A 16,354-nucleotide genomic window follows, 5' to 3' on the forward strand; every position below is an offset into this window, starting at 1 on the left:
TGCGCGACGTCAAGGCCGCTAAGGCAGGTGCCGATCGAGGCCGCGTCCGTGTCGAAAGTGATGCCCGCCACCTTGCGCCCTTAATCGCCGGCACGGAAAGGACGCCTTGGGGCGTCATCGTGTTTTCGCCGTCAGCGAGCAGTCCGGGGCGGCACGCCGGTGCGATCGACGAAGAAGATCTCGCGGTTGCCGTCGTCAGTTTGTGGCGCAGCCCTGTGTAGTTGATCTCGACGTCTGTTGGCTTGCCGGCAGCCCCGCTGATGTTTTGGGAACTCAGGTCGACACCGGGATGGCCGCGGCGGAAGTGGGCGATCCTTGGAATCAGCCAGCGTTGCGGAAGGCCCAGCGGCGCGCGGATGCTGAGCTTGGCGGCTTGCCCTGAGACGACGCGCTTGCCCGACCTGACCTGCGCAAGCGCCGCATTGCATGGGCGATACGCCCGGCAGCAGTGAGTTCGATGGCATTGTGGCTGTGCACGAACAACACCGCGTGGAATGACTCAATTCTGCTCGCGCAGGGCGGCGGAGATGGCTTCGAGCCCGCCCCTGAGTTGCGCTTCGGTCGGCCAGCCGAAACCGACGCGGAAATAGGTTTTCGGCATTTCGAACCAGTGGCCGGGGCCGACATAGGCACCGTGCCTTTCGAGCAGGCCGTCGTAGAATCGGTCGAGGTCGAAATCGGGACCGACATTGATCCGGGGGAAGCCGACGACGCCGCCTTGCGGCCGGACCCAGTCGACGAGCGGCTCACGGTCGATCCATTGCTGGACGATGTCGCGCCGCGCCTTCATCTCGGGCATCAGCGCGCCGAGGAACTCGTCGCGGCGTTCCAGCATGGCACGTGCGATCGCCTCGTCGATGACGCTGCCGCAAATGCCGATCTGCTCCTTGGCGGCGAGAAACCGTTCGTAGAGCCCGGCGTCCTGGGTAACCAGCCAGCCGATGCGGATGCCGGGGATGCCATAGGCCTTGGACAGCGACGAGACGCTGATGGCGCGCGGGCTGAGCGCGGCGGCTGCGGGCAGGCGTTGGCCGTAGCTCAGGTCGCGATAGGTCTCGTCGACCAGCAGGTAACAGCCGTGGCGTTCGGCAAGGGCGATCAGCCCGTCGAGGTCGGCGCGGCTCATGATGGTGCCGGTCGGGTTGTGCGGGCAGGTGACGCTGATGTAGCGCGTGTTGGGCCGCAGGGCAGCCGCCACTTCGGCAAGATCGACGGCGAAGCCGTTGTCGAAGTCGAGGTCGATGTAGCTGATGGCGCAGCCGATGGCGCGAGGCGTCTCGATGTTGGTGGCATAGTTCGGCCGCACCACCACGAGGTGATCCTTGTCCGACAGCAGGCTGGTGGCGATGATGAACAGCGCGCCGGCAGCACCGGCGGTGACCAGCACATGGTCGGGAGAGAGCCCGGCATCCTGGCCGGCGATCAACTCGCGCAAGGCCTTGTCGCCACGATGTTCGCCGTAGAACAGCGTCAGGTCGGGCAGAGACAGGCCGATCTCGGACAGTTTCTGGTCGGCAATGGAGCTTTCCGAGAGATTGTAGCGAATACGGTCGTAGCCATATTCCTCCGGCGCTTCCTTTTCGATTACCATCCTGGCGTAGTTCATCGTCGCGCGCTCCCGTCCCACGGCATGCCACAGTGTCGGCGAACAGCGTTAGTCAGGATCACCACGGCAAGCCATCCTCCCAAGGGAGGAGGTTGCCGTGCACAGGGAGACGCAGCAAGCACATGCCGCAGGAGGACTATCGCGACATGGCTGAGCTGGTCGGTGCCATCGGTGCACCGACGTTTCCGGCGATCCTGGCGGCCTGGATGCGCAGCCACGTCGCCTTCGACATGGTCGCCATCGTCGTCTACCGCGGCAGCCATCCGCCTTTGCACATCCATGACGACTTCAAGGGCGAGCAAGCGCGCAACGGGTTGAGGCAATATCTGGAACAGACCTACCTGCTCAACCCGTTCTACCAGAGCCATCTCAAAGGCATTGCCTCGGGCGTCTACCGCGTCCGCGATCTCGCACCAGACCATTATCTGCGGAGCGAGGTCTATCGCTCCTACGAGATCATCATCGCGGAGACGGAGGAGATCGGCTACGTCACCCGCGACTGGCCACGCGGGCTCGAGGAGATAGACATCGCGGTGACACTCGACGATGGCGAGACGACGGAGATCGGGATCTACAGCGCCGGGTCGGGGAACTTCGATGACGGGGCGCTCGAAAGGCTCAATGGCATGCTGCCGCTGATCGAGGCGGGCTTTCGCCAGCACTGGCAGCGCATCAAGGCGCCGCATGCTGCTGAGCGGCGTTCGGCGGATGCCGGGTGGGCGGAGGCAGCCTACGCAAGCTTCGGCGCCGACCTGTTGACCAACCGCGAGCGTGAGGTCGTGGTGCTGGTGCTGCGCGGGCACTCGTCGGATTCGATCGCAGCCCACCTCGACATCTCGCGCGCCACGGTCAAGACCCACCGCAAGCACGCTTATGACAGGCTCGGCATCTCGACCCAGGCCGAGTTGCTGTCGCTGTTCCTCCGGCATGTGCGCGAACATATGCCGGCAGCCTGAGGGCTAAAGCTCCTCGAGCGTGTCGCCGATGGTCTCGATGCCCCTGAGGCGGGTCCGGCCCGCGGCACCCGAACGCTCGATGGCACGGGTGGCGAGCAGGTGGCAGATCGCCATCGCCGAGACGTGGTTGAACAGCGGGCCCGGGGCGAGCGTCTGGCAACGGAAATGCCAGGCCGCACCCTGGCGGTGGGGCACCCCTTCGTCGGTGATGTAGAGCAGCTTCGCGCCGCTTTTCTCGATCGCCGACAGCACCATTTCCATGCGCGCGATGCGGCGGCGCAACCCGAATACCACTGCAACGTCGTCCTTACCGACGCTGACGAGATGTTCGCCCAGCGTCTGCCCGCCGCCCGGTATGGCGACGATGTTTTCCACCACCTGCGTCATCTGCCACTGGAAGTAGTCAGCGAAAGGGTGGCTGCTGCGGAAGCCGAGCACCCAGATCTTGCGGCTGGCCAGCATCGCTTCGACGGCGGCGTCGATCTGGCTGTCGGTGATGGTGGCGAAGGTGCCTTCGATGTTGGCGATGCCTTGAGCGATATGGGCGCCCAGCGATTGCACCCCGGCAGTATCCGTCGAGGTCGTCAGGAACAGGCGCGAGCCGGTCTGCCTTTCCTCGCGCGCATGGCGCCGGGCTTCTTCGTAGTTGTCATAACCCAGCCGTTTGACGAAGCGCGAGACGGTGGCGTTGGAGACGTTGGCCAGGGTGGCGAGCTCGGACGCGGAATAGCTCGCCAGCTCGCCGGGAAAGTCGCAGACGAAATCGCCGAGCCGCCGTTCGGCCGGGTGCAGCGTGTCGAGCGCCTCGCGTACACGGAAAAGAAATGGCCGATCCTTGGGATTTGTCATGCCGCCTGCCGATGGAATTCCAGTTGCGCACATTTGCGCCGTTCGGCCGCCGCCGCAAGGGCGGATGCCGTCAAAACCCCGCCTTGGCTGCCGCAATCACGAGGAATCACAACGACATAAGCTCCTTGCCGCGCCGCGCGAGCCGCCCTGTCTGCCTTGACGTAAGTTTAGGCTATAAAAACACCATTTCATATGTTAGATTGGTGAAAATCAGTTTTCATCTGGTTCAGCCAAGGGAGGAGAAACCATGGCAGCGGAAAGTATGGTGCAATCCGGCAAATCATCGCCGGTCATTCGACAACTCGAATCGTCGCTGAGCCGGATCGGTGTGACAGGCGCACACAAGCAGATCATCGCACTGGTCCTGATCGGCTGTCTCTTTGACAGCTTCGAACAAAATACGATCGGCGTCGCTGGCCCGATGCTCAAGGCGACCTGGGGCCTGACCGGCGCCGACATCGGCTTCCTCAACACAATCACCTTCGGCAGCGCCGCCATCGGTCGTCTGCTCTCGGGCATTCTCGGCGACCGCTACGGTCGTCGCGTCATGCTGACCTTCAATCTTCTGCTTTTCACCATCGGCTCGGCCGCCTGCGCGCTGGCGCCGAACTTCGCCACCTTGTGCTTTGCTCGCGCCATCGTCGGCTTCGGCGTCGGCGGGGAGATTTCGACCGCCGTCACCATGCTGTCGGAGTTTTGCTCGCCAAAGTTCCGCGGCACGGCTGCCGGCCTCGTCAATGTCGGCGCTGGCGGCTTCGGCAACTTCCTGGCGCCCGCCTTTGGCCTGATGATCTTCACCCTGTTCCCCGGCGACGACGCCTGGCGCTGGCTGTTCGCCTCGCTGGCGCTGCCGGCCCTTCTGGTGGTGTTCTATCGCCGTTTCGTACCCGAGACGCCGCGTTTCCTGGCGTCGCAGAACAGGATCGCCGAGGCCAACAAGGTGCTGTCGATCCTCGAATCCGGAACGCTCAGGCCACGTAACCTGGTTGTGCGCGAGCATCTGACGAGTGACCACGCCGAAGAGGCCGCGCCCAGCAAGCATGCATGGAAGGAACTCTTCCGCGCCCCCTTCATCGGCCGCACCATTCCGGTCGCCATCGCCATCCTGATGAGCTACGGCGCCCAGCTGTCGGTGCTGACGCTGATGCCGATCATCTTCGTGTCAATGGGCTACACGCTGCAGGGCAGCCTGCTCTACTCGATGATCATCCAGAGCGGCAGCGTGCTCGGCGCGATCGCTGCCTCGATGTTCGGCTACTACTTCCCGCGCAAGAAGGTGCTGACCGTCGGCGCCGTCTTCGCCTGCCTCGCCGCCGTGTCGATCGTCTATCTCGGCACCAATATCTACCTGGTGCTGCTGTTCGGCGCGATCTTCCAGTTCTTTGTGCTGCTGCTCAACACCTCGATCTGGATCTATGCGCCCGAACTGTTCCCGACCCGGATCCGCGCCTTCGGCGTGGCCTTCATCCTGGCGACGGGCTCGGCTGCCGGCTCCTTCATCCCCACCGTTGCCGGTGCATTGTTCGACAATTACGGCATGGTCGGCGTGTTCAGCCTGGCGGCGGCAATGTACGCGGTCTTTGCCTTCTGCATCCAGATGGGCCCCGAAACCTATGGCATGTCGATGGAAGACCTGACCCAGCCGGCCGAGGTCGAGACACCCGAAGTGTCGACCCGGCAGGCGCAAGCAAGAGCGTAACGATGAGCATGACGTCACATATCCTGTTGATCAATCCCAACAGCTCGCAGGCAACCAGCGACATGATGCATGCCATCGCGCGCAAGACTGCGGCAGGACGGGCGGCGGTGGCGATTGCCACGGCTACCCGCAACCCGCCGATGATCGTCAACGGCCCGCAGCTTGAAGCTGCGGCCGACCAGGTCATCGAGATCGGGTCCGGCCATGGCCAGGACTGCCGGGGCATCATCGTCAGCGCCTTTGGCGATCCTGGACTGGCGGCACTGAGGGAACGGGTCGACGTGCCAGTCGTCGGCATCTGCGAGGCCTCTATGATCGAGGCCGCGCGCGACGGGCGGCGGTTCGGCGTCGCGACGACGACGCCGGATCTTGTCGAGGCGATTGCCGGTCGTGCCCGCGACCTTGGCCTCGACCATCTCTATGCCGGTATCCGCTGCACGGCGGGTGATCCGATCGCGCTTGCCGGCAACGAAAAACTTCTCGGGCAGTCGTTGGCCGAGGCGGTACGCGAATGCATCGAGCTGGATGGAGCGGAGGCCGTCATCATCGGCGGCGGCCCGCTCGGCCAGGCGGCCGAACAACTGCAGCCGATGTTCGACACGCCGATCATCGCGCCGATCCCTTGCGCCATGGAACGCGTGCTTGGACTGTTGCCGACAGGTTCCGGGGCCTTGTCTCCGGTGCCCGCTTGAGATTGGCCGCCCCGCGTTTGCGGAACGGCGTCCTTACGGTCTTGGATTCCGCCGTGCAGCTTTGGCGCGACGCTTGCGCCTCAGCCTGGCTTCGAGCATCGACATCTCGATGCCGACCATGCGCGGTGCATAGGCAGCGGGGCTCAGGCCGGCGGCGCGGAGAATAGCCTTCAATGCGCTTCTCGACATCAGCTGCCGCAGCTTGCGCAAGGTGCCCCACTTGCCGAAGGTCGCGAACAGCGCAGGCAGGTTCTCAACGATGATGGCCTGGGCTTCGGGCGCTTCGAAGACCTGAACCGAAGTGACGCCGTCGCTGTCGAGAACCTGGGCAATCGCGGACCAGAAGCGCCATGACCCCATGCTCGCCGAAAGCGACGCCGCGTCTTCGACGAGAACACGCATCGCTTCGCGGCGGCGCGCGGGGAAAAATCTCCTGGCGGGGCCGGAGACGTCCACGGCCCCGTCCAGGGTCGGATTGCCGGCAAAGAAGTTGTTACCGTGCAGCCGATAGGCCGACAGCGGCATGGCGATCGTGGCCGATCCGGCAAATACGTGGGCGAGCCGGCAGAAATGGCCGTCGACCGAGAGCCCGAACATGACGTCTGGTTTGGCGCGCGGGCGGATGGTTTCGAGCAGGAAACGGCGGAACATGTTTGAGGTGCCCGGCGACCACAGCCACCCGTTTTCGGTGGGTGGATGGGCAACGACGCTGTCGTCGAGCTGGTCGAACTGCGGACCGGAAACCTCAGACAAACGGACGACCAGGAAGGAGCGCCGCAGACTGCCCTTACGCGTGTCGGGCTGCGATCCCCTGAGACCGGTTCCCAATGCCGCGCCAGTCGCATCGATCTCGATCACCGCGCTCGATGTGAAGGCGACGCTCCGTGGCAGCGCCAGATGCGCCTGGACATGCATGGCGGTAAAGTCGGCAAGCAGATAGTCGTCGGAATCGACGAAGGTGACGAAATCGCCGCGTGCGACATCCAGGCCTTTTAGTGCCCCTGCGAGTGCGCCGAGGTTTTCGTCGAGCCAGATCGTGCGAAACCGCGGGTCGTCGCCGATCGCCGCTTCTATCTCGCGTCGACTGTCATCGGTCGAGCCATTGTCGACGACGATGGCTTCGAAATTGGGATAGGTCTGATGGCGAACCGAGCGGATCGCCGATCCGACGAAGCGGGCGTAGTTCCAGTTTCGGATGATGAAGGAGACGAGCGGGTAGGTCACCGGCTCGGGTGCAAGCTCGCTGAGCGAAAGCCCGCGCAGCGTCAAATCAGATGCTGACGTCTCGACCGACAGCCCGTCGACCTTCTTGTGCACTGACAACTCCCCCGGGCAATTGGCTGAGCGGGGCAGGCGCTCTTGGCATTGCACATTGCACGGCATGAGTGCCTTGGCAACAAATTGCCTGCCGGTGTGCCCGGGCCTTCCGTCGGTCTCCCCGAGAGCAAGGGTTATGGCTCCCGCATCGAATTATCTGTTATCGGTTGAACATACTGTCTGGAGGGCCACCCCAAGCATGAGCGCGTCCGCCTATTTCGGTTGGGCCCTGGTCAACCTGACCATCTGTCTGCAGATCGTCTATCTCGTGCGGGCGCTGCTGCGCCCGCATCGCGAGCCGGCCTCGCGGCTGGCCTGGATCGTGGTCATCGTCGTTGCGCCGGTGGTCGGCGTTGTCGCCTACATCCTGTTCGGTGATACCAATGTCGGCAGCCGCCGTATTGCCCGGCTGCGCGACGCGCTCCAGCGCTTGCCCTCGCTTGCCACGATCAACACGACCGATCTCGACGGGCGCGAGCAGCCAAGCGTCCCGGAGCCCTACGCGCCGCTGTTTCGTGTCGGCGAATCGATCAGCAATTATGCTCCGGTCGGTGCAAACCGGGCTCACCTCATGCCCGGTTCCGATGCCGCCATCGATGCGATCATCGCCGACATCGATGCTGCCACCGATCATGTGCACCTGCTGTTCTACATCTGGTTGCCCGATAGCAACGGCGTGAAGATGGTCGAGGCGGTCAAGCGCGCGGCGATGCGCGGCGTGACGTGCCGGGTGATGGTCGACGACATCGGCTCGCGCCGGTTGATCCGGTCGCCGCACTGGCGCGAGATGGCTTCAGCCAAGGTCAGGCTGGCGCGCGCCCTGCCGGTAGGGATCGCGCTGCTGCGCCCGCTCAAGGGGCGGGTCGACATGCGCAACCACCGCAAGATCGTCGTCATCGACAACAAGACCACCTATTGCGGCAGCCAGAACTGCGCCGATCCGGCCTTTGCCATCAAGGCGAAGTACGCGCCCTGGGTTGACGTGATGATGCGTTTCGAGGGCCCGGTCGTGCTTCAGAACCAGCATCTGTTTGCCAGCGACTGGATGGCGCAGGTCAAGGAGGACCTGAGCCCGCTGATGCGCCAGCCGCTGCCGTCGGCGCAACCCGGCTTTACGGCGCAGGTCATCGGCACGGGTGCTGCCGTGCGCTATTCGGCGATGCCCGAAATGTTCATCGCGCTGATGAACGCCGCACGGCGCGAGCTCGTCATTTCGACACCCTATTACGTGCCGGACGAGCCGCTGCAGGCGGCGCTGTGCGCTTGCGGCCACCGCGGCGTCGAAACGACCATCGTCCTTCCCCGGCGCAACGATTCCTGGATCGTCGCGGCGGCAAGCCGCAGCTACTATCGCGAACTGCTCGATGCCGGCGTGAACATCCACGAATATGAAGGCGGCCTACTGCACGCGAAAACGCTGACGGTCGATGGCGAGGTGACGCTGATCGGTTCGGCCAATCTCGACCGGCGCAGCTTCGAGCTGAATTTCGAGAACAATATCCTGCTGCACGACGCACGCGTTACCGGCGAGGTGCGGAAGCGGCAGCAGAGCTATGTCGAGTCGTCCATCCCCATCAGCGACCGCATGGTCGCCAAGTGGAGCCGGCCGCGCCAGATCTGGAACAACGCCATCGCCATGCTCGGGCCGGTGCTTTAGCCGCGTTCAGTCCAATGCGCGGTCGAGATGGGTGTAGCCGCCGTCGACGAACAGCCACTGGCCGGTGGTGTGGCTGGCCTTGTCGGAGAGCAGGAAGATGATGGTGTCGGCGATCTCTTCCGACGTCGTCATGCGCTGCCCGAGCGGGATGCGTCGGGTGATTTCTTCCAGCCGTGCTTCCGGATCGTCGAATGTCTTCAGCCACTTTTCGTAGAGCGGCGTCATCACCTCGGCCGGGATGACCGCGTTGACGCGGATGCCATCGCCGCGCAGGGCGGCCGCCCATTCACGGGTGAGCGACAGCTGGGCGCCCTTGGCGGCGGTGTAGCCGCTGGTGCTGCCCTGGCCGGTGAGTGCGGTCTTGGACGAGACGTTGACGATCGCGCCGCGCGATTTTCTCAGCCACGGCAGGCAGTGATGGGCGGTGGTGTAGTAGTGGATCAGGTTGCGTTCGAGCGACTCGCGGAAAGCATCCGAACCGGCCTCGAGATCGATGCCGTCATTGATGCCGGCATTGTTGACCAGCCCGTCGATGCGGCCGAAGGTTTTTGCCACCTGCTCGACAGCTGCGCCGATCTCGGGATCGTGCATCAGCTCGACCTGGACGAACAGCGAGCGCAGCGAAACGGCCTTGAGCTTCGCGGCGAAATCGTCGGCCAGCGGGCTGCGGCCGAAGATGACCGGAATGGCGCCTTCGGCAGCGAGACCGAGCGTGACCGCGCCGCCTATGCCGGCACCGCCGCCGGTGACGATGACGATCTTGTCCTTCAGCCCGAGGTCCATTGTCGTTTCCCTCAACCGCGGAACTGGAAGTCTTCGAGCGTCGCCGGCTTCATCTCGATGGAGAAGCCGGGCGCGGTCGGGGGCATGTAAGCGGCGTGCTGCACCACGCAGGGTTCCTTGAAGTGCTCATGCAGGTGGTCGACATATTCGACGACACGGCCCTCGCGGGTTCCGGCGATTGAGACGTAGTCGATCATCGACAGGTGCTGGACATATTCGCACAGGCCGACACCGCCGGCGTGTGGGCAGACGAGCAGATTGTATTTCGCCGCCATCAACAGCACGGCGAGGATTTCGTTGACGCCGCCGAGGCGGCAGGAGTCGATCTGCACCACGTCGATGGCGCCGCGCATGATGAACTGCTTGAACATGATGCGGTTCTGGCACATCTCGCCGGTGGCGACCTGGACTGGGGCGACGCCCTCGCGGATCTTGCGATGGCCCTCGACGTCGTCGGGGTTGGTCGGCTCTTCGATGAACCACGGCTTGGCAAAGGCGAGGTCGCGTACCCAGTCGATGGCCTGGTCGACTTCCCAGACCTGGTTGGCGTCGATCATCAGCTGGCGGTCTGGGCCGAGCACCTCACGCGCGATGCGCAGGCGCCTGATATCGTCGGCCTTGTCGCGGCCGACCTTGAGCTTGACGTGGTTGAAGCCGGCGTCGACCGCTTCCTGGCACAGCCGGCGCAGCTTCTCGTCGCCATAACCGAGCCAGCCGGCCGAGGTGGTGTAGCAGGGATAGCCCTCGCGCTCGAGGGTCGCGATCCGCTCGGCCTTGCCCGGCTCTTTTTCGCGCAGCATGGCGAGCGCTTCCTCGGGCGTGATGCAGTCGGTGATGTAGCGGAAGTCGATGCAGCGGACGACTTCTTCCGGCGACATGTCGGCGACCAGCTTCCACACCGGCTTGCCAACCATCTTCGCCCAGATGTCCCAGACGGCGTTGACGACGGCGCCGGTGGCCAGGTGGATCGCGCCTTTGTCGGGGCCGATCCAGCGCAACTGGCTGTCCGACGTCACGTGCCGCCAGAAGGCGCCCATGTCAGCGGCCACCTTGTCCATCTCCAGGCCGACGACCAGATGGCGCATCGCCTCGATCGCCGCGCAGCAGATCTCGTTGCCGCGGCCGATGGTGAAGGTCAGACCATGACCCTCGATCCCTGCCGTGTCGGTCTTCAGGATGACATAGGCCGCCGAATAGTCGGGGTCCGGGTTCATCGCGTCGGAACCGTCGAGATGCTGCGACGTCGGGAAACGCAGGTCGAGCACCCGCATGTCGATGATTCTGGTCATGGTGTGGGTCCTCTGGGCACGATCCCGAAAGGCTGGGAACCTCGAGGGCAAGTTCGTGCGGCTGAAACGAGAGCGGAAGGATTGCCTGGGAGACGCCTCCCGCTCCAAAGGGGTCAGGCAGCGATAACGCGCTGCCTCTGGCTGCCCAGGCCTTCGATGCCAAGGGTCATCGTCTGGCCTGCTTTGAGATAGACGGGAGGTTTCTGGCCAAGGCCGACGCCGGGCGGGGTGCCGGTCGAGATGACGTCGCCGGACTGCAGGCTCATGAAGCGGCTGAGGTAGGATACGACCTGCTGCACCGAGAAGATCATCGTTTTGGTCGAGCCGTTCTGGAATCGCTTGTCATCGACATCGAGCCACATCTTGAGGTTCTGCGGGTCGGCGATCTCGTCAGCGGTCACCATCCAGGGGCCGGTCGGGCCGAAGGTGTCGCAACCCTTGCCCTTGTCCCAGGTGCCGCCGCGCTCGGTCTGGAATTCGCGTTCGGAAACGTCGTTGATGACGCAATAGCCGGCGACGTGGCTCATGGCGTCGGCCTCGTCGATGTAGCGGCCGGGCTTGCCGATGACGACGCCAAGCTCGACCTCCCAATCGGTCTTGACCGAATTGCGCGGGATTTCGACGTCGTCGTCGGGACCGACGATGGCCGAGGTCCACTTGTTGAAGACGATCGGTTCGGCGGGGATGGCAGCACCGGTTTCGGCGGCATGGTCGGCATAGTTGAGGCCGATGCAGATGAACTTGCCGATGCGGCCGACGCAGGCGCCGAGGCGCAGATCCTGCTGAGGCGTGCCTGTTACCAGCGGCAGCGTCTCGATGTCGAGGGCGCGCAGGCGGGCGAGGCCTTCGGGCGTCAGAACGTCGCCGGCGATGTCGTCGACGTGGCGCGAGAGATCGCGGACGCGGCCTGATCTGTCTAGGATGCCGGGCTTCTCGTTGCCCTTGGGGCCGTAGCGGAGCAGTTTCATCTGATGTCACCTTGATTGGAAAAAGCCGGAGGCGGCGGACCGCCTCCGGTAGAGTTGCACAGGATCAGTCGTACAGCACCGCTGCGATTTCGGGCTGATCGATGTTCGACTTGTCGTAGTAGTAGAAGCCGGTGTCGATGTTCTTTTCGACGGCTTCGCCCTTTGCCGCCTTCACGGCTGCCTCGACAGTCTTGTAGCCGATGCCGACCGGGTTCTGGGTGATGGCGCCGGCCATCTGGCCGTCGCGGATCGCCGCCTTCTGCTGGGCGCCCGAGTCGTAGCCAATGATCACCAGCTGGCGGCCGAGCTCCTTGGCGCCGTTGACGACGCCGATGGCCGAGCCTTCATTGGCACCGAACATGCCCTTGAGGTCGGGGTTGGCCTGCAGGATCGCCTTGGTGATTTCCGTCGACTTGAGATGATCGCCCTCGCCATATTCGATGGCGACGATCTCGACCTTCGGATGGGCTTCCTTCATGCGGTTGACGAACCCGTCGCGGCGGTCGACGCCGGTGCGGCTTGTCTGGTCGTGGACGACCAGGGCTACCTTGCCTTCACCGCCGATCAGATCGGCCATCTTGTCGGCTGCAAGGGCAGCAGCAGCGATGTTGTTGGTCGAGGCTGTGGCCACCGGGATGTCGCTGTCGACGCCCGAGTCGAAGGCGACGACCGGGATCTTGGCGTCCTTGGCCTGCTGCAGCAGCGGGATAGCCGCCTGACTGTCGAGGGCGGCGAAGCCGATCGCCGCCGGCTTTTTGGCAAGCGCTGCGGCCAGCATGTCGATCTGACGGTCGACCTGGGTTTCCGAGTCAGGGCCTTCGAAGGTGACTTCGACGCCGAGATCGGCGGCAGCTTTGTCGGCGCCGGCTTTCACCGCTTGCCAGAACTGGTGCTGAAAGCCCTTGGAGATCAGCGGGATGTACATCTTGTCCTGGGCCATTGCCATGGTCGAGCCATAGCCGAGGATCGTCATGGCGCTGAGAGCGCCAATCACTGTGCGTCTGGTGAACATGTTTCCTCCGATTGAACCTTGGTTGTTGAACTCTGCTGGTGGAGCGCTTTCGCTCTCTTCTTGATGTTGGCGCAGCACCCCGGCGCTGCGCGAAGCAAGCCTGCTCAAAGCCTGCGGCGCCGCAGAATGTCGGTGTAGACGGCGAGAATGATGATCGAGCCGGTGACCACGGTCTGCCATTCCTGGGCGACCGAGAGGATGCGCAGGCCGTTGGCGAGCACGGAGATGATGAGGGCGCCGATCAGCGTGCCGATGATGGTGCCGCGGCCGCCGGACAGCGAGGTGCCGCCGATGACAACCGCCGCAATCGCATCGAGCTCGTAGCCCTGGCCGAGCGCGGGCTGGGCCGAGTTGAGCCGCGAGGCGATCAGCAGGCCGGCGATGCCACAGATCGAGCCGGCCAGCGCATAGACCGCGATCTTCCAGCGGTCGGTGTTGACGCCCGACAGCCTGACCGCCTCTTCGTTGGAGCCGAGCGCAAAGGTGAAGCGGCCCAAAATGGTGCGCTCGAGGATGAAGCTGGTGGCGATGGCGACCAGGAACAGGATCAGCACGCCGTTGGGGATCGGAAGGCTCGGGATGACCGAGCCGATCAATGAGCCTTGCGAGATCTGGGTGAAGCCGGGCGTGCCGTTGAAGTAGATCGGGCGCGTGCCCGAGATCACCAGCGACAAACCCTTGAGGATCAGCATCATGCCAAGCGTGGCGATGAAGGGCGGGATCTTGAGCTTGGCGACGAACGTTCCGGACAGCGTGCCACTGGCAGCCCCCGCCAGGATCGCGGCCAGCACGCCGAGGCCGAGCGGCATGCCCAAGAAGGTCAGCACCACGCCGGCAATCACCGCGCAGAAGGTCATCAGCGTGCCGACCGACAGGTCGATGCCGCCTGTGATGATGACCAGCGTTGCTGCGATCGCCAGCACGCCGTTGACCGACGTCGCCTGCAGGATGGCGATGATGTTGGACGTCTGCATGAAATTCGGCGAGGCAAAGCTGAACACCGCGACAAGAATGATCAGGCTGGCGAAGGCGAGCAGCCGGTGTTGCGCGCCGGAAAATCGCGAAACGGCAGAGGTGTTCGCCGTGGATGCTGCAGCACTCATTTGGCCTCTCCCTTTGCCGTCTTTTGATTGTTCTGGTTGACGGCATCGCCGCGAAGCGTCGCCAGATGCATAATCTCCTCCTGGCTGGCGCCGCCGGGCAAGATGCCGGTCAGCCGCCCCTCGCACATCACCGCGATGCGATGGCTGAGCCGGAGCACCTCCGGCAGTTCGGAAGAGATGACGATGATGGCGCGGCCCTGCTGGGCCAGCGCATTCAAGAGCTTGTAGATCTCGTTCTTGGCGCCGACGTCGATGCCACGCGTCGGCTCGTCGAAGATCAGCACCTCGCAGTCGCGCAGCAGCCATTTGGCGATGACGATCTTCTGCTGGTTGCCGCCCGAGAGCAGGCGCACTTCCTGCCGGTCCGACGGGGTCTTGATCGCCAACTGGTCGATGTAGCGGGCGGCGACATCGTGCATGGCGCCTTCCCTGAGCAACCCGGCCGAGCCGGCGAAGCGCGCAAGGCTGGCCAAAACGACGTTGTTGCGTACGTCCATGCCGGTGGCGAGGCCGAAATGCTTGCGGTCCTCGGAGAGGTAGCCGATGCCTGCACGCACGGCGTCTTGCGGGATACGGATGTCGACCTTTTTGCCATGCATGAAGATGTCGCCGCTGTCACGGCGATCGGCGCCGAAGATGGCGCGCGCCACCTCGGTGCGGCCGGCGCCCATCAAGCCGGCGAAACCGAGGATTTCGCCCTTGCGGACAGAAAGGCTGACGCCGCGGATGACCGTACCGCGATTGAGGTTCTTGACCTCCAGCACGGTCTCGGACTTGCTGTGGTCGGGAATGTCCGGCCGTTCGTCGGTCAGCGCGCGGCCGACCATCATCGAGATGATCTTCTCGACCGGCGTCTCGGCAGCCGGCACCGTGCCGATATATTCGCTGTCGCGCATGACGGTGACGCGGTCGGCGATGCGCTTCAGCTCGTCCATCTTGTGCGAGATGTAGACGATGCCGACACCCTCGGCCTTCAGCCTGGCGATGATGGCGAAGAGCTCCGCGATCTCGGCCTCGTTGAGGGCCGCCGTCGGCTCGTCCATGATCAGCACGCGCGAGCGATAGGACAGCGCCTTGGCGATCTCGACCATCTGCTGGCGTGCGATGGTCAGCCCGCCGACCGGGGTGCGCGGGTCGAGCTTCAGATGCATCGAGGCAAAGATCTCGGCGGTATCAGCGTTGAGTTTCGCCTCGTCGAGCAGCAGGCCGCCGGCCTTGCGTGGCTCGCGGCCGATGAAGATGTTCTGCGCCGCAGTCAGATGCGGCATCAGATTGAGCTCCTGATGGATGATGCCGATGCCGAGATCCTGGGCCTGGCGCGGTGAGTTGATCTCGACCGGCTTGCCGTCTAGCAGGATTTCACCCGCATCGCGGCGGTAGATGCCGGCGAGGATCTTCATCAGCGTCGACTTGCCGGCGCCGTTTTCGCCCATCAAGGCTTGCACTTCGCCAGACAGCAGCTCGAGTTGGGCATTGTGCAGGGCGCGCACGCCGGGGAACGACTTGCCGATGTCCTTCATGACGACGAGGGCGGTCATGCGCGACCTCCTTTGATGCCGTAGAAGCGGGTCGCGGTGCCGCCCCGGATGGCCGTGCGCTCGCGTTGGCCAAGGCCGTCAAGCAGGCGGCCCGTGACCTCGTCCCAGAAGGCGAAGGGGTTGGCCAGTGTCAGCACCGGCCAGTCCGACCCCCAGATCAGGCGATCCGGCCCAAACCAGTCGAGCAGGCTGCAGATCGCCGGGCGCAGCGCTTCAGCCGCAGCCTTGGACGTCGCGCGGCGCTCCGCGGGCAATTCGGTGAGCAGGCCAGACAGCTTGCAATAGACCTGCGTGTGCCCCGACAGCTCGGCCATGCCGAACCGCCACAGGCCATGGCGCGGATCGTCGGCAGAAGCGGCGAAGGCGGGCTTGGCAGCATGGTCGATGACGACGGGGAGCTCGGGATGTGCCTCGACGAAACGCCCGAGCGCCTGAAGATGCTGCGGCATCACGAGCGCGTCGAAACGCAGGCCGAGCCGCTTGAGTGCTGCGATAGCGTCCAGGTGCGGGCGGGTGGCGATCCAGTCGGGATCGTCGAGATCCTGCAACATCGGCCGGACGCCCTTGAACAGGGGATCGGCAGCGAAGCGATCGAGCGTGGCAACGCTGTCGGTGGAGGACAGGTCGACCCAGCCGACGACGCCGGCAACAGCCTTGTCGTCGCGGCCCTGGTCGAGCAGGAACTGCGTCTCGGCTTCCGTCGGAGCTGCCTGGACCAGGATGCGTTTGGCAATGCCGGCGGCTTCCGCCAGCGGGCGCATCTCGGCCGCGCCGAAGTCGCGGTAGATCGGCTGGAGATCGGCGTCGTCTGACGTCAGCCAGCCATAGTCGCCGCGCTGGAGCGTCCAGTAGTGGCAGTGGCCGTCGATCCTTTCGATCATGGCC

At 64.3% G+C, this 16,354-nt stretch carries 14 protein-coding genes; 4 read left to right on the forward strand and 10 right to left on the reverse strand.

All coding sequences use genetic code 11. The features are described 5' to 3' along the window. Window positions 1-499: 499 nt before the first annotated feature. Window positions 500-1,606: an aminotransferase class I/II-fold pyridoxal phosphate-dependent enzyme gene (locus SLT36_RS04180; RefSeq protein ID WP_432285974.1), complete on the reverse strand. Its 1,107-nt coding sequence runs from the start codon at window positions 1,604-1,606 to the stop codon at window positions 500-502. Between the two features lie 146 nt (window positions 1,607-1,752). Between SLT36_RS04180 and SLT36_RS04185 the strand changes: the two genes are divergently transcribed. Beyond that, entirely contained in the window at window positions 1,753-2,562 is an 810-nt protein-coding gene (locus SLT36_RS04185; RefSeq protein ID WP_432285975.1) for a response regulator transcription factor, read from the forward strand. Between the two features lie 3 nt (window positions 2,563-2,565). Here SLT36_RS04185 and SLT36_RS04190 read toward each other — a convergent pair whose 3' ends face one another. Continuing rightward, a complete protein-coding gene (locus SLT36_RS04190) occupies window positions 2,566-3,411 on the reverse strand; it encodes a MurR/RpiR family transcriptional regulator (protein ID WP_432285976.1) in 846 nt (281 codons plus the stop codon). 247 nt (window positions 3,412-3,658) lie between these two features. Here SLT36_RS04190 and SLT36_RS04195 point away from each other — a divergent pair, with 247 nt between their 5' ends. Together SLT36_RS04195 and SLT36_RS04200 are read left to right on the forward strand one after the other, a co-directional pair. Continuing rightward, window positions 3,659-5,110, forward strand: coding sequence for an MFS transporter (locus tag SLT36_RS04195; protein ID WP_432285977.1), 1,452 nt, complete (start codon window positions 3,659-3,661; stop codon window positions 5,108-5,110). Window positions 5,111-5,118: 8 nt separating this feature from the next. After that, window positions 5,119-5,802, forward strand: a complete 684-nt coding sequence (locus SLT36_RS04200; protein ID WP_432288238.1) for an aspartate/glutamate racemase family protein — start codon at window positions 5,119-5,121, stop codon at window positions 5,800-5,802. A 33-nt stretch (window positions 5,803-5,835) separates the two neighbouring features. On the opposite strand, the gene SLT36_RS04205 is transcribed toward SLT36_RS04200, so the two are convergent. Continuing rightward, complete coding sequence (locus SLT36_RS04205) at window positions 5,836-7,119, reverse strand: glycosyltransferase family 2 protein (protein ID WP_432285978.1); 1,284 nt, start codon at window positions 7,117-7,119, stop codon at window positions 5,836-5,838. A 199-nt stretch (window positions 7,120-7,318) separates the two neighbouring features. Here SLT36_RS04205 and cls point away from each other — a divergent pair, with 199 nt between their 5' ends. Beyond that, the gene (cls, locus tag SLT36_RS04210; RefSeq protein WP_432285979.1) at window positions 7,319-8,776 is read left to right on the forward strand and encodes a cardiolipin synthase; all 1,458 of its coding nucleotides are present in this window, start codon (window positions 7,319-7,321) and stop codon (window positions 8,774-8,776) included. Between the two features lie 6 nt (window positions 8,777-8,782). Here cls and SLT36_RS04215 read toward each other — a convergent pair whose 3' ends face one another. The 7 genes from SLT36_RS04215 to SLT36_RS04245 form a co-directional block, all read right to left on the reverse strand. After that, window positions 8,783-9,559 carry an SDR family oxidoreductase gene (locus tag SLT36_RS04215; protein ID WP_432285980.1) on the reverse strand — a complete coding sequence of 259 codons (777 nt, stop codon included), beginning with the start codon at window positions 9,557-9,559 and terminating at the stop codon, window positions 8,783-8,785. 11 nt (window positions 9,560-9,570) lie between these two features. Then, window positions 9,571-10,848, reverse strand: coding sequence for an L-fuconate dehydratase (locus SLT36_RS04220; RefSeq protein ID WP_432285981.1), 1,278 nt, complete (start codon window positions 10,846-10,848; stop codon window positions 9,571-9,573). Window positions 10,849-10,961: 113 nt separating this feature from the next. Continuing rightward, complete coding sequence (locus SLT36_RS04225) at window positions 10,962-11,816, reverse strand: fumarylacetoacetate hydrolase family protein (RefSeq protein WP_432285982.1); 855 nt, start codon at window positions 11,814-11,816, stop codon at window positions 10,962-10,964. Window positions 11,817-11,880: 64 nt separating this feature from the next. Then, window positions 11,881-12,828, reverse strand: a complete 948-nt coding sequence (locus SLT36_RS04230) for an ABC transporter substrate-binding protein (RefSeq protein WP_432285983.1) — start codon at window positions 12,826-12,828, stop codon at window positions 11,881-11,883. A 104-nt stretch (window positions 12,829-12,932) separates the two neighbouring features. Further along, window positions 12,933-13,931 carry an ABC transporter permease gene (locus SLT36_RS04235; protein WP_432285984.1) on the reverse strand — a complete coding sequence of 333 codons (999 nt, stop codon included), beginning with the start codon at window positions 13,929-13,931 and terminating at the stop codon, window positions 12,933-12,935. After that, entirely contained in the window at window positions 13,928-15,469 is a 1,542-nt protein-coding gene (locus tag SLT36_RS04240) for a sugar ABC transporter ATP-binding protein (protein ID WP_432285985.1), read from the reverse strand. The genes SLT36_RS04235 and SLT36_RS04240 overlap by 4 nt, the downstream gene beginning before the upstream one ends. Then, on the reverse strand, window positions 15,466-16,350 hold the full coding sequence (locus SLT36_RS04245) for an amidohydrolase family protein (protein WP_432285986.1): 885 nt from the start codon (window positions 16,348-16,350) through the stop codon (window positions 15,466-15,468). Before SLT36_RS04245 ends, SLT36_RS04240 begins: the two co-directional genes overlap by 4 nt. Window positions 16,351-16,354 lie beyond the last annotated feature (4 nt).

The sequence above is a fragment of the Aminobacter sp. BA135 genome (assembly GCF_050859125.1).
GTDB lineage: Bacteria > Pseudomonadota > Alphaproteobacteria > Rhizobiales > Rhizobiaceae > Aminobacter > Aminobacter ciceronei.

Bases quoted from the DNA above. Each gene is read 5' to 3' on its own strand.
- cls (WP_432285979.1), top strand. From the start codon at position 7,319: ATGAGCGCGTCCGCCTATTTCGGTTGGGCCCTGGTCAACCTGACCATC.
- SLT36_RS04185 (WP_432285975.1), top strand. From the start codon at position 1,753: ATGGCTGAGCTGGTCGGTGCCATCGGTGCACCGACGTTTCCGGCGATC.
- SLT36_RS04225 (WP_432285982.1), bottom strand. From the start codon at position 11,816: ATGAAACTGCTCCGCTACGGCCCCAAGGGCAACGAGAAGCCCGGCATC.
- SLT36_RS04190 (WP_432285976.1), bottom strand. From the start codon at position 3,411: ATGACAAATCCCAAGGATCGGCCATTTCTTTTCCGTGTACGCGAGGCG.
- SLT36_RS04240 (WP_432285985.1), bottom strand. From the start codon at position 15,469: ATGACCGCCCTCGTCGTCATGAAGGACATCGGCAAGTCGTTCCCCGGC.
- SLT36_RS04200 (WP_432288238.1), top strand. From the start codon at position 5,119: ATGACGTCACATATCCTGTTGATCAATCCCAACAGCTCGCAGGCAACC.
- SLT36_RS04195 (WP_432285977.1), top strand. From the start codon at position 3,659: ATGGCAGCGGAAAGTATGGTGCAATCCGGCAAATCATCGCCGGTCATT.
- SLT36_RS04245 (WP_432285986.1), bottom strand. From the start codon at position 16,350: ATGATCGAAAGGATCGACGGCCACTGCCACTACTGGACGCTCCAGCGC.
- SLT36_RS04230 (WP_432285983.1), bottom strand. From the start codon at position 12,828: ATGTTCACCAGACGCACAGTGATTGGCGCTCTCAGCGCCATGACGATC.
- SLT36_RS04180 (WP_432285974.1), bottom strand. From the start codon at position 1,606: ATGAACTACGCCAGGATGGTAATCGAAAAGGAAGCGCCGGAGGAATAT.
- SLT36_RS04215 (WP_432285980.1), bottom strand. From the start codon at position 9,559: ATGGACCTCGGGCTGAAGGACAAGATCGTCATCGTCACCGGCGGCGGT.
- SLT36_RS04220 (WP_432285981.1), bottom strand. From the start codon at position 10,848: ATGACCAGAATCATCGACATGCGGGTGCTCGACCTGCGTTTCCCGACG.
- SLT36_RS04235 (WP_432285984.1), bottom strand. From the start codon at position 13,931: ATGAGTGCTGCAGCATCCACGGCGAACACCTCTGCCGTTTCGCGATTT.